1 protein-coding gene is annotated in these 14,980 nt (G+C 50.3%); it reads right to left on the bottom strand.

Annotation, left to right across the window (positions count from 1 at the left end; genetic code table 11):
• Entirely contained in the window at window positions 1–14,949 is a 14,949-nt protein-coding gene (locus NYE50_RS09520; protein WP_224988043.1) for a non-ribosomal peptide synthetase, read from the bottom strand.
• Window positions 14,950–14,980 lie beyond the last annotated feature (31 nt).

The following is a 14,980-nucleotide window of genomic DNA, read 5'->3' as shown; positions in this document are numbered from 1 at the left end:
TTAAACCTCCACTTCATAGGTATCCCAGATGTTTGCCGCAGCTTTTTCGTTCGTTTCTTCTTTGCTGTCCGGCGAAATCAGCCGCTTATTTAATGCAGGCGGTGTTAAAGGATGGCGCTTGATTCGGCGCCCTTCGTCTTCCTGCCACGCTTCCACAATGACGTGGGCGTTTGTTCCGCCGTCGGCAAAGCAGTTAATTCCTGCCGCCGGTATTGGTGACGGCCAGTCTGCCAGAGTGCGGCTGAACTGAATATTGGCCTTTTCTCTATCAAAATGTGTATTTTCGTGCTCACCTGATAAAAACGGAATAAAGCTCTTTTCTTTCAGCATGAGAACAACTTTTATGAAACTTGCAATTCCTTCCGCGCAAAGCGGGTGCCCGATGTTCGGTTTCACAGATCCGATTCCGAGCGGGCCGGCGTCTTTTGAACGGTAGACGGATTGAATGGCCTTCAGTTCTAACAGATCTGTCACGACCGTGCCTGAACCGTTCGCTTCAATATGAGTGATGTCTTCCGGCTGTTTTCCGCTTTTTTCAAGAGCCGTCTTCATGACGGATTTTTGCGCTTCCAGACTCGGCGTAGCCGGGCCTGCCGTTCTTCCGTCATTATTGACGGATGCCGCCTTCACTACGGCATAAATAGAATCTCCGTCTTCAATCGCCTGCGACACGGTTTTTAAAAGAACCATTCCGACACCCTCGCCCAGCACGACTCCATCGGCGCGTTCGTCAAATACATGGAACGACTGCGCTTTACTTAATATGCCGCGCTGTTCAAATAATTTATGGGTTTCTTCTGATTCAAACAGGCTCACCCCGCCGACGACGGCCGCTTTTATTTCTCCTGTTACAAGAGCCTGCACGGCCATATTCATGCCGACTAAAGCAGAAGAACAAGCCGTATCGAGGACAACACTCGGGCCGCGCATATCAAAATATTGAGAGAGATTTGCGGCCAAATAATTCTGGCCCAGCGCGACGATCGGGTTTTTCGCATCCAGCAGTTTCTCTTCACCCGGTCTGTGACGGCTGCGTCCGCCGAGATACACACCTATTGCTTCTCCCTTTATCTCATCCGGCGTATAGCCAGCGTGATACCACAGGTTAAGGCATTCTTCCAGAGCGGCCAAAGCTTGAGGGTCCATTGCCTTTACATCTTCTTCAGCCAGTAAAAAGAAGTCTGGATCAAATTGATGAATTCCATCAAGCATCCCCGCGTAATAAGGCGTCTTCAACCCCCATCGCTCAGCCGGAACAGGACCGATAGCCGAACGGCCTTCAGCCAAAAGCGACCAGTACGCCTCTAAGGAAGCCGCCCCCGGAAACCGGCAGGACATGCCGACGACCGCGATATCTTCCCGGTGAATCTGTTTTCCGGCCGCCTCTTCTTGCACCTTAACGGCTCGTGTTTCAATCACCGGCTCAGCCGGCTTCTTCTTAACAGGCTCCGCCGCCAAATCAAACCGTTCTGACAAAACTTCTGTATATCCTTCGAGAAGCCAATTTGCGAAAGATTGAATCGTCGGATATTCATACAGAATGGACGGGTCAAGCGATGCCGAGAGATTCCGATTGATCCGCTGCAGAAGCTGAGCAAGAATAATGGAATCCACTCCGTAATCCTGGAATAATACGTCTGTCTCAAGCTGGTCCTGGTCAATCCGCAGCTCTTCAGAAAATAATTCTTTCAGCCATTCTTCTGTTTTCCTTGTTAATTGAGCGTTGTCTGCGGCAGTATAAGCGGTTTTTTCCGCCGGTTTTACCATAGCCGGACTCATTGGCTGATCCTGCCTGCTCCGCCGCAGGAATCGCTCCGGCTTCCACAGCTTAGGATTCAGAACGGCCGGCAGCACCGGGCCCCTTGCTGATTCAAGAAGTATGCCGTCAAGGAGCTGTAGTCCTTCTGCATTCGTGATGCTGTATAGCCCGCTCTCTTTATAAGCTTTGTTCGTTACCTCGCCCATTCCGGTTTCTTTCCAGTTCGGCCACTGAATGCTTACGATCGGCAGCTGCTCTTTGTATGAGTTTGCAAAATAGTCCATATACGCATTGGCCATGGCATAGTCGGCCTGTCCTGCCGAAAGTGCCGGTATCGCAGCTGACACGGAAGAGAACAAGACGAAAAACTTCAGCGGCTCTTCGCTGAGCACACTGTATAACGCCTGAAGCCCGTCTACTTTCGGCTCGAGCACGCGCTGTATGTCTTCATCGGTTTTTCTGATGAATGCGAGCGTCTCTTTATCGGTCACACCCGCGCAGTGAATCACGCCGCCGATAGGTCCGAGCGTCTGTTTTATCTGACTCAGTTCCTGTCTCAGCCCGGCTTCATCAGCTAACGGGACTGACAAAACCTTCACTTGTACACCTTTGGATTCCAAGTCGAGAACAGCTTCAATTTTCGCTTTTACAGAAGCCGTCACCCCATTCAGTCCGCCCGTCCACTCACTTCGCGGCGGAAGGGTCTCGCGGCCTGTAAGCACCAGTTTTTTCACTCCGTAATGTTCGGCAAAATGGCGTGCGCATAAAAGACCGATCCCCCTCGTCCCTCCGGTGATCAGAAGCACATGGTTGTCCGGAAAATCAATTCTCTCGCCTTGCATATTCATATTTTCTGAGCCGCTTAATACAGCGCGGTAGCGCAAGCCGTCCCTCCGGCAAACTTCCGCGTCATCAGTGCGGGCATGAAACTCATCGGCAATCTGCTTCGCCAGTTTGTCATCCGAAAGCGCTCCTTCAAGGTCGAGATGCCTTGAAGACAGGTGACCGTACTCGCATGCCAGCATTCTGTACAGACCGGCCCGTTTTGCTCCTGTTGTTTGATTGGCCTCTTTATTTAATGACTCAAGGTCTTTCGTGACACAAAGCAGTGTCATCCCTTCTTTATGCCCATGCTCAATCAATTGCTGAAGCCATTTGATTCCGACCATGTCTTGAGAATCTTCTTTCGCTGCGCCGAGGAGGTCGATGACTCCGTCAAACGCCTGCCAGTCATATTCACCGGTAAGGTCTGATGCGGTGATGATACGGTGATTCGGCATATGCGCTGCGATCTCTTCTGCGAGATTGATCGTGTCCCCGCCTGTCAAAATCGCAACGAAACGTGCGCACGGTTCACGCAGTTCGAGCGGGCTCGGTTCCCATTGTTTCGTCAAAATACGTTTCATCCGATCCTCTGTATGGACCTTCTTTTTGTCAGGATTCTCAGGCACCCAATACGTGTCTTTTGCGAACGGATAAGACGGAAGACTGAGTAAACGCGGCGTACCCTTTTCATACAGCCGGTTCCAATTCAACACGCCGCCTTTCACCCATACCTCTGCCAGCTTGGCGAATTTGCCTTTTTTAATCCAGGCGTCAATGACGATGTCCATATCTTCATCTGCCGTGAACAAGGCAAACGTATCTTTATTGCGGTGAGACTGGCCGGTATAGAGCCCAGCGATGTTTTTCTCATTTTTCGTAAATGCTTCCAGCTTTGTTTCCAATTCCACCATCGTCGCTGCAAGAATGGCCAAGCGCTCTTCCATTTCGTCCCTTCCGGTTTGCAGCGTATAAGCGACGCCCGACAAGTCTTGATCTGCATACGGCGTTTGACGGATCGCTTTTTGCAGCTGCTGCGCCTGTTCAAACAGTTTTTCTTTGGATTTGGCGGACAAAAGGATGATTGCCGGATTTTCCGGGCTGTGCTCAGGCTGAGCGGCTGCTTTCGGGACATACTCTTCAATGACGATATGGGCGTTGACCCCGCCGATGCCAAATGAGCTGACCCCGGCCCGGCGCGGAATGGCATTTCCGTTTCTATCTTTTGCTGCCGTCCATTCCTGATTTTCCCGCACGATGTAGAAAGGACTGTCATCGAGCTGAATGTACGGATTGATCGTCTCGCAATGCAGGCTTTTCACCAGCGTTTTATGTTTCATTTGCAAAAGCACTTTCATCACGCCTGATACTCCCGCTGCAAGCTCTAAATGGCCGATATTGCTTTTGACCGAACCGATGCCGCAGCGGTGACCGGAGACTTCAGGCTCTTGATTTGTTTTCGCCAGCTCGTGAAACGCCGCTTTCAAACCGTTTATTTCAATCGGGTCGCCCAATTCCGTTCCTGTACCGTGCGCTTCAATATACGTAACGGTGCTCGGGTCCACTCCCGCTTTCCGGTATGCTTTCACCAATAAATCAGCCTGCAGTTTCGGATTCGGCGAGGTTAACGTATTCGCCCGGCCGCCGTGGTTTTCAGCCGTACCGCGGATCACGCCGTAAATCGGATTGCCGTCACGTTCTGCATCTGTCAGTTTCTTCAGCATCAGAATTCCCGCGCCTTCTCCTCTGACATACCCGTTGGCATCTTTGGAGAAGGTTTTGCATTTTCCGTCTTTGCTGAGCATGCCTGCTTTGCTGTAGCTTATATGCGCTTCTTCCGTCAGAATCGTATTGATTCCCCCGGCAATCGCCATGTCGCATTCTCCGTTTTCTATAGCGGATACCGCCCGGTGAATCGCCACAAGCGAGCTTGAACATGCCGTTTCAATCGGCTCGCTCGGCCCGTGAAGATTTAACAAATAGCTCAAACGGTTCGGACCTATGGAAGGAATCATGCTGCCTGTCGCCGCATGTCCTTCCGGCGCTAGACCTACCCTTGTGAACAAATCTTTATAACCGGTATTTCCGGTGCCGATAAAGACGCCCGTATTTGTGCCGGAAAGGCTTTCCGGCTTACAGCCCGCATCTTCTATCGCCCGCCATGCATAAGTCAATAACAGCCGCTGCTGCGGATCTAAATATTGGGCTTCCCGCGGTGAAATCCCAAAGAACAGCGGATCAAATTCAGCTATTCCGTCGATAAAGCCGCCCCACTTGATATTCGTTTTGTTCCCTTCAAGATTCGGGTCGCCATCAAACGCTTGCCAATCCCAGCGTTCTTTCGGAATGGTTGTGATCGAATCCTTTCCTTCTTTCAAATTGCGCCAAAATTCCTCTATATCCTTCGCGCCCGGGAATCGGCCGCTGATTCCGACAATCGCAACCGTATCCAAGCGGCGCGGCTCTTGTGTCCCTGCCGCAGCGTTCATTACCGTTGCGAAGCGCTTTTTCCGCTGCATTTTCGATTTTTGGGCTTTTGGCTGCTCTTTTTTCGGAGACTCTTTCTTCTTTTCGCCGAAACGGCCCGGATGCTCTTTTGCCAAATATCCGGCGAGACCGCTGATCGTTCCGTACTCAAAGAAAATCGTCGGCGCCAGCTCCAGCTGATACGCTTCATTTAATTGATTCGTAAAGACGGTAAACGATACGGAATCAAAACCGTATTCACTCAATTCCGTATCTGTCTCAATGTCCTCACGGTCTACTTTTAAAATGCCGCTTACCATGGCTGTCAAAGCGGTCTGAAGCGTTTGAAGAGATTCTTCTGCATCTTGTTTTTCTTCCGGCTGAGAAGGAAGGCCGGCTTCTGCCTCATCCGTCAAATACTCTGCTAAACTGCGGATCGTCCCGTGTTCGAAGAAGATCGTCGGCGCCAGTTCCAGCTGATACGCTTCATTTAATTGATTCGTAAAGACGGTAAAGGATACCGAATCAAAACCGTATTCACTCAGTTCCGTATCAATATCAATCTCGTCTTGGCCGACTTTTAAAATTGAACTGACCAATCGGATAAGCGCACCGTGCCATTTGTCTCCCGAAACGGCGGATACAGGCTCTATTTTCTCCACCTGCGGCTTTTCAGTTTCAGAAACGGATAGGAAGGACTGTTTTAATTTTGCTGCGTGTCCTTCAGCTGCTAAAAGCTGCGGCTTTTCCTGAGCCATTCCTTCATAAAAAGCAGCCAGGCCTGACGCCTTTTGAAGCGGAACCATGCCGAAAGCTTTTTTCATCATTCTCTCCGTCTCGTCTCCCGCCTGCATACCGCCATCTTTCCACAGCGTCCAGTTAAAGGCGACCGTTTTTCCGTGCCGAAGGCCATTCTCCGTAAGGGATTGCCTGTAAGCGGCGTATGCATCCATAAACGCGTTGCCGGCGGCATAATCAGCCTGCCCGACATTGCCGAGAACGCCGGAAACACTGGAGAACAATACGAAAAAGTCAAGATTGCAGTCTTTGCTGGCTTCATCTAAATAAGCGGTTCCGATGACTTTCGGATCAAGCACTTTCCTGAACTCTTCCTTCGTTTTTTGCAGCAGGAAGCGGTCTTGTATCACTCCCGCAGCGTGAATAATTCCGTTAAGCTTTCCGAATTTCGCCGTAATCTCTTTGATCAGCGCTTCATTTTCCCGCCGGTCCGCCGCATTCAGCTTTTTGTAGACGACATTTGCGCCTGAGTGCTGAAGCATAGCAAGCTCACGCTGTTTGGCTTCTGCCAGATTTGAGCGGCCCGTCAGAATGATTTTCGGGTGTTTTACGCGACCTGCGATTTCTTTTGCAAACATCAAGCCCAGGCTTCCTGCGCCTCCGGTAATCAGATATACACCTTCGTCCTTCCAGACGATGCCGCCCCCTGCGGGATGCATTTCCTCCCAAGCCTTCACATACCGTTTTTCTCCTATATAACAGATATGTTTATCATGCAGCCGATGACTGTCGTTTTTCAGTTTTTGAGCGACAGCCGGCATTTCGCCGATTGATTCCATTTCGATGAGCTGACAGTCCAGTTTTCCGTATTCCAGCTCGGCTGTTTTTAACAAACCTGTTAACCCCGCAAACAAATGCTGGCTGCCGTCTGCTGAGATAACGGTCTGAATCAGAATGCGGCCCTGCCTTTTTTCGCTGATGATCAGCCGGATGTGTTCGGCGATTGTCTGCGCGTAGCTTTGGAAGCGTTCAGCGGCTGTTTCACCCTCACCTTCTGCAATCAGCAGTTCGGCGTCTTTCAGGCCGGATGCCGCTTCATCTTTTATACGGCAGGCATCTTCACAAAGTATGATCAAATGCTCATCAGCACGGACAGCAGCTTTCTCGGATGCGGCGGCTTCTTTCCAGACCGATGCAAACAAGACCTTTTCCGATCCTGATGGCGGCTGAGCCGATTCTGCATCGCCTTCAAGCACTCTCGTAGAGAATCCTCTCACCTTCACGCAAAGCGCTCCTGTTTCGTCGAACAGGTCAATGTCGGCTTTCTGCACGGAATCACCGGTTTGATATCCTTCGCTGAAGCGTGCATGCGCCCGCATAGCCGGCGTGCATGCTTTGATGACTTCAAGATATTCCAACGCAAACGGCAGAATCAGCTTTTGTCCGGAAAACTCCTGCATAATGCAGATCGTCGCCGTCTGAATAGCTGAATCAATGATGCTCGGATGAAGCGTAAATTGTCCGTTCGTGTGAGAAACAGAATCCGGAAGCTGTATGTCCGAAAGCACTTCTTTCTCGCCGATAAAGGCGGACTTAATGCCTTGGAAGGCTTTTCCGTGGAACATCCCCCTGCTCCTGCCTTCCCGATAAAAGGCCGCCGGATCAAGAATATCCGCTTTGCATCTGTTTTGTATGGCAGAAAGGTCGGCCTCAGGATCTCGTTCAGCCTTAATGATTTCGGCCCGTCCTTGGCTGTGCAGCACTTCTTCGCCGTCAGCGTTGACGCTGTAAATATCATATGAGATGATGCCGTCCTCTTCAGGGAACAGCGCAATATGGACTTGGCGCTCTTGTTCGTGAACGACGATCGGTTTCATCCAGACCGTATGATGGAGCGTTATTCTGTCTCGATCCTTTAATAAGCCGCCAAGCGCCCGTTTTACCGCTTCATAAGACATTTCCAAATATGCCGCTCCCGGCAGCACCGCTTTTTCCCTGACCACATGATCCTTCAGGAAAAATTCTGAGCCTGTAAACCGTGAGCTGAACTTCTGAAGGGTTAAATCTGACGTATTTTGCTGCACGAGCGGGTGTAAAACTGAGACTCCGGTGTGTGCGGCAGATGTGTTCTTTTCTGCTTTTTTCGGCCAGTACGGCTCCTTTGCAAACGGGTAGACCGGCACGCTGATTCGTTTTGGATGCTTGTCTTTGTAAAGCTTGTGCCAATTAATGGCGACGCCTTTACTCCACATTTCACAGAGCTTCGGTCCTTTTCCTTTCGCAAGCCATTTCTCAATGAGTTCAGCGCTGTCATCATCATCAGAAAGCCAGGCAATATCTTTCGCCTGCTGTTTTTCTCCTCTGAAGCAGCCTGTTACAGCCGGATTATCATTGATAAAATCGGCAAGCTGCCGCTTCAGCTCCGCAGTGCCGCTTGTGATAAAGGCCGCGCGCTCTTCCATCGCTTCCCTTCCGACTTGGAACGTGTAGGCAAGATCAGCGAGGTCGGCGTCCGTTTTTCTTTCCAGAAAAGCCAGCAGCTGTTTTGCGTACTCCTTCAGGCGATCTTTTTTTCTGGCAGACAACGGAATGATGAACGGACCTGCAGCGTCTGCTGCTTCGGATGCATCCGGATATTGTTCAAAAATCGCGTGTGTGTTTGTTCCGCCAAGACCGAAAGAGCTTAAAGCCATGCGGTGCGCTCTGTTCTCACGGGTTAACTCTTTCTTTTCTTCCGCTACGTAAAACGGAGAGTCTTCTAAATGAAGATTCGGGTTCGGCTCTTTGTAATTGATGCTCGGCGCGATTTCCTGATGATATAAGCTCATGACAACCTTGATGCAGCCCGCCATTCCGGCCGCTGTATCCAAATGCCCGAGATTTGTTTTGACTGAACCGATGCCGCAGTATTGTTTTTTATCTGTATATCGGCCGTACACCGATTGAAGTGCGGACAGTTCGATCGGATCGCCGAGTTTTGTTCCTGTGCCGTGAGCTTCGACGTACGCGATCGTTTCGGGATGGATGCCCGTCTGATCAATGACCTTCTGAATGACCTCAGCCTGTCCTTTGACGCTCGGCGCATAAAATCCGACCTTATCCGCTCCGTCGTTATTGACGCCGATTCCGCGCAGCAGCGCATAAATATGGTCGCCGTCCTTAACGGCATCAGACGCTTTTTTCAAGAGCACGGCACCGGCCCCTTCACCGCCGATCATTCCGTCAGCAGCCGCGTCAAACGCTTTAATATGCCCGTCGCTCGAAAAATTCAGCCCCGGCTGATGAACATATCCGGCGCTTGATTCCGTATGATGGGTCGCACCGCCGACAAGGGCGTACTTGGCTTCGCCGGACTGCAGGCTTTGAAAAGCCGAATGCAGGCCGATTAACGAAGATGAGCAGTTGGCATGGACAAAATAGCTCGGCCCTTTCAACCCGAGTTTATGAGAAATCATCGTCGGAATCGTACCGCTTTGGGCAAGCACCCATGACACGTAGCCATCCGGCGTTTCCAGCTGTGCTGTCGTCTCCTCCGGCAGCAGGCTGCGGTAAGAGTTCGTGCTGGCAGACATATACACGCTTGTTTCCGGAATTTCTTTGGAGATATATCCCGCATCCTCGATTGCCTTCCATGAATGGAGCAAAAGCATTCTCAGCTGAGGGTCCATATATTCCGCATCTTTCGGTGAAAAGCCGAAGAAACCGGGATCAAACATTTCTTTCCCCTCTAAAACTGATTTAGCCGGAACGAAGCCGGGATGATCAGCCAGTTCTTCAGAAATACCGAATCGGCGGAGCTCCTCTTTTGAAAAGAAGGTGATGCTTTCTTTGCCTTCTTTGATGTTATTCCAAAATTCATAATGATCTTTCGCTCCCGGAAACTCACAGGATATACCGATAACCGCAAGGCTGTCCTCATAATAATCGGGAAATTCTCCCGCTGGGTGTTCCCGGTATTCTGTATTCACTTTCTTTTGCGGCACAGGAGCCAAAACGGCTTCTTTCGGTTTTTGTTCTATGATGTACCGGCTGATGTCTTTTACCGTCGCGTATTCAAACAGCTCCGTTACACTGAATTCACAATCCAGTTCCTGCGTCATCCGCTCAGTGACAGTCACGGCAAGAAGCGAATCTCCCCCCGCATCAAAAAAGCGGTCATCAAGCTCTATATCTTTGCTATTCAATACATCCTGCCAAATCGCCAGCACCGCCTGCTGGATATGAGATGATGAAAATGTTTGTGTGTCCGGCTGCTTTTCCGTCAGGTCGCGGGCAGCAAGAAGCTTGCGGTCCACTTTTCCGTTCGGTGTGAGCGGCAGCTCTTCAAGACGGATAAACGAAGCTGGCGTCATATAGGACGGCAGCGCTTGTTTCAAATGATTGCGCAATTCCTTTGCAGATGGAAGCGGCTCTCCGTTTTTCAGGATATAAAACGCGCAAAGCTTCTCATTTCCGGAGTGATTGTTCACAACCACTACGCTTTCCTGTACGGCCGGATGGGCATTCAGCCGGCTCTCAATATCTCCGGGTTCAATCCGGTAGCCGCGGATTTTGACTTGGGTGTCCATCCGTCCCATGTATTCAATGCGGCCGCCGGGAAGAAAACGCGCCATATCGCCTGTTTTATAAAGCTTTGATCCCAGTTCGAGCCGGTGGCTGACGAAAGCTTTATCTGTCAGCTCAGGCTTGTTGAAATACCCTCTTGCCAATCCGTCTCCCGCAATACAAAGTTCTCCCGGCACCCCTTCTAAAACAGGGTTGAGACCGGAATCCATAATATACACGCGGGTATTGGCGATCGGGCGTCCGATCGTAAGCGCACTCTCATTTTCCGTGATACGCTGCACCGCGGACCAGATTGTCGTCTCTGTCGGCCCGAACATATTCCAAGCCTCACTTTTCGTATCTAGAAACTGCTGCTTCAATTGTTCGCTGAGCGCCTCTCCGCCGCAAAGGATTTTCACTTTTTCTTCATTTGACCATCCGGAATGAAAGAGCATTTTCCACGTAAACGGCGTCGCCTGCATGATCGTCGGTTTGTACTCTTGAATCAGCTCTTTCAGCTTTCGTGCGTCTTTTGTGACTTCTGTCTTACAGATGTTGCACTCCGCTCCTTTGATTAAAGGAAGGTACAGCTCCAGTGCCGCGATGTCAAAGCAATATGTCGTGACGGCAAGCAGTTTGTCTTCGGACGAAAGCCCCGGTTCATTCGCCATCGAGAGTAAGAAGTTGGTCAGCGCCCGGTGCGGAATCATCACGCCTTTCGGTTTGCCCGTGCTGCCCGACGTGTAAATGACATACGCCAGATCGTCAGGTGTCACTAACCGCTTCAGCGACGTTCTTTCCGCGGCTGTACTTTCAATATGAGACCAATCGCGGTCAATGGCAGTTGTCTGCACGCCTCCCCAGTTCAAAGAGTGCTCTAAATCAGCTGTCGTCAGGCACATTGAAATCCTGCTGTCGGTGATCATATATTCCAATCTGTCAGCGGGATAAGAAGGATCAAGCGGCACATACGCTCCCCCGGCTTTTAAAATGCCGAGAAGGCCGACAGCCATATGCAATGAACGGTCTGTATAAATGCCGATGAGATCATCAGGGCCTGCACCGTGCGCCTGCAAATAGAGCGCCAGCTTCGTGCTTTTTTCATCAAGCTCACGGTACGTCAGCTTTTGCTGTTCATACACGACCGCACAAGCGTCCGGCGTTTCTGCCGCCTGACGTTCGAATAATTCATGGAAGCAGGCATCCGGATATTCACGGCTTGTCTCATTCCAAGTCTTAAGAATCATGTGCTCCTCTCTTTTTGTCATGAGAGAAACGTTCTCAAGCGGCATATCCGGATTCGCCGTCAAAGCTTCAGCAGCCTGTACAAAATGGCTGAAAAGCCTGGCCGCCCCTGCTTCGTCGAATAATTCGGTGCTGTATTTAATCGTAAGATCCATACCTGATGCTTCTTCCCACATTTCAAATACAAGATCATATTCCCCCTCCTGATGAATGTCTTTTACAAACTCACAGGAGAATTCCTTGTATTCATCAAGCATCGATTGATAGCTCGAATGCTGCAGAAAGTTCTGATAGAAAAAGGCATTGCTGAAAACAGGCGAACCGTTCTGCAGGGGTTTCGCATGCACATCACGTACCATTTTCGGAAACGGATAAAAGGAGTGATCCAGTCCGTCCAGAACGGCATCTTGCACCTTTTGAACAAAGTCAGCAAATGTTTCTTTTCGTCCGGCTCTGCTCCGTATAGGAAGCATGTTGAGGAAATGGCCGACCACTCCGTCAAAGCGTTCTTCGGGTCTGACCATTGCAGGCATGCCTGTCACAATATCTTCCTTATCCGTATATTTGCTTAAAAGCACCATGTAACAGCTCAGCATGACGGTAGACAAATGAATCGAACGGGATGCGGCAAACGCCGTTATATTATTCAGCAGCCGTTCGGGAAGACGGCGTGTCAGCGTATCTTCTGTAAACTCCGGAACACTGCTGTCCGTGCGCATCGGCGGAAGCTGAAGGTCAGGCAGATCGCCCTCGAGCTGTTTCATCCAGTAAGCGCGGGCAGTTTTGCTTTCTTCACCCGCTAAATACCGCTTTTCCCAAGTTGCGAAATCGGGATGAATGTCGGGAGCGGCGGCCGTAAACTCTTCTTTTCCCTCCAGCAGCGCCTGATAATGATCCAGCAGACTGTGAATAAATGTAATGGATGAAATGCCGTCAAACACGATGTGATGAATGACCGTCAAAAGATAATGTTCCTCGACGGATTTTGAAAGCAGCTGCACGCGCAGCAAAGGCCCGCCTTCTTTGACAAACGGCTCTTTCACTTTTTTCCGTATCAGAGCGGATATTTGTGATTCATTGACGTCAGAAATATCTTCTTCCGAGAATACAAAAGGATTTGCCGCTTCTCTGAAATAAAACCCGCCGTCTGTTTCATTCACCGCGCTTTTGAGCATCGGATGCTGCTTTAATACGAACTGAAACGCCTGTTTCAGTTTCTCTTTGTCGATTCCGGATGTGAATCGGAAACAGAGCGGGACATGGTATGCAGTCGTTTCAGGCGACAATTTTTGCAATGTCCACAGCCCTTTTTGGACTTCTGAAAGCGCTGGCGCCGTTTGCCGTCTATCCCGTTCTGCCGGCGGTTCGGCTTTTTGGGAATGATGCTCCGCTGACATGTTTGCCGCTTTTTCAGCAGTATAAGCCGCTAAAGCGCCAATCGTCGGGTTTTTGTGCAGCTCTCTTGCCGTCAGCCGGATGTGATATGTTTTTTCAATTGATCTGGCGAGTTTCATCATCTTGATGGAATTGACGCCAAGACTTTGAAACGGCGTATTTGGATCAACGAGCTCATCCGCGATGGAAAGTTCCTCTTTCAGAAAACGGATAAAATCCCGTTCAATTTCTTTCTCTGCAGAAGCCGTGTCTGAATTGCCGACTTCTTGTCTGTTATTATGTAAAGAATCAAATTGCCCTTGTTCGAATGAATGTTTCAGCTGAGTGCGCTGGATTTTCCCGATCGCCGTCTTAGGAATGTCTTCTTTTGCGACCGGAAGCAGATAATCAGGGGTAACGCCGATTCTCTGTGTCACGTGCTGGTGAATGTGATGAAGAAGCTTCGTTATGCGGTTCTCATCCAACGGAACAGATGTCACAAAGAAAATCGCCAGCTCATCTGTCGTGCTTTGATTCGGCCGGACGGCGCATGCCGCTGTATAAGACGTTTCAATTTCCGGCAATTCCTCAACGGCTGATTCAATGGCATGGCTGTAATAATTCACACCGTTGATAATGATGGCATCTTTCGTGCGCCCCGTTATCGTCAGGCGGCCTTCACGCAGAAATCCGAGATCTCCCGTTTCAAACCAGCCGTCTTCTGTAAAGACACTCTCATTTAAGTCCGGGCGCTCATAATATCCGCTCGTTACAGTCAGACCGGACACTTGGAAGCGGCCGATTTCTCCTTCTTCCACCACTTGATTGCGGTCATCCGTAATTCTCATATTAAATCCCGGAATCGGCAGACCGATCTCGACGAAACGATCGTCGTCACTCGTGTTTTCCAGTGTAAACTCATCTGAGAAAATAACGCCCGAAGACGTTTCGGACATTCCCCATGCGGGACGGATGGCATTAGCCGGCAGACCGTGCGGCTCTAAAAGCTCCATAATTCTGCGTCCGACTTTCGCAACCGCGGCCTCCCCGCCGTTCAGCATGTAACGCATGGAAGATAAGTCCCATTTCCGCGTTTGAATCTCTTCTGCAAAATCGGCAAGCAGCCCAAAGGCAAAATTGGGGGCCCACGTGACCGAAGCGCGGTAATGATCAATCAGGTCGAGCCATTTTAAAGGGTCCATCAAAATGGATTCGCTCGGTATGTTGATTTCCTCACATCCGAGATAAACATCACGCAGATGAAGCATTCCGATGCCGCCGACATGGTCAAAAGGCATCCAGTTAAACGTGACATCCTCACTTGTATAGCCCTGCATCTGAATATTTCCTTTGACCATGCAGACGATGTTTTCATGGCTGAGCATCACGGCTTTCGGCGTGCCCGTGCTTCCCGAGGTCAAAAGCAGCATCGCCAAATCTTCCGGACGGGGATGATGACAGTCCGTGTCCATTTCATGCGCACTGAGATCTTCTGCCGCCAAAGCGCAAAACCCGGAAAGCTCCTGCTCCTCCGCCCATTCAGTCATCTCCGGCAGCACGTCACGGCTTGTGATGACATACGGCTGATTCAACAGCATCCAGGCATCTTTCAGTTTTTGCGTCCCGCTGTTCATTTCTGTATAAGCCGGAGCGGCCGCAAGCGGAACCGGGATCGCTCCTAAAAAAACACAGCCCCAAAAAGCAGGAATCAGCTGGGAATTGTCACTGAGCTGTAATATGACTTCATCCTGAGCCTTCACTCCTGATTGGCGGAGCCCTTTCACAATCGAAAGAGCGATCTTTTTCAGGCCGCTGTAAGTCTGGTACACTTTGGTGCCGTCAGGCTGAATATATGTGATGCCCTTTTGATCTCCCGCTGCCGCGGCGGTTTTGTGCAGGACTTCAGGAATCGTCATCGGCTGATCCGCTGAAAGCCGCAATGATTTTCCATAGCTGACAGATGGCTTGAGTAACCCGCTTGCCTTCATATCACTTTTCATAGAGCTGCCTCCATTTCATCTGTATGTAAGA

This window comes from Bacillus sp. EU55 (genome assembly GCF_038005925.1).
Classification (GTDB): Bacteria; Bacillota; Bacilli; order Bacillales; family Bacillaceae; genus Bacillus; species Bacillus velezensis.
This window is presented reverse-complemented; position numbering and strand designations above follow the sequence as displayed.

What these genes read in the sequence shown, in the direction of transcription:
- NYE50_RS09520 (WP_224988043.1), bottom strand. Translation starts at nt 14,949, where the DNA reads ATGAAAAGTGATATGAAGGCAAGCGGGTTACTCAAGCCATCTGTCAGC.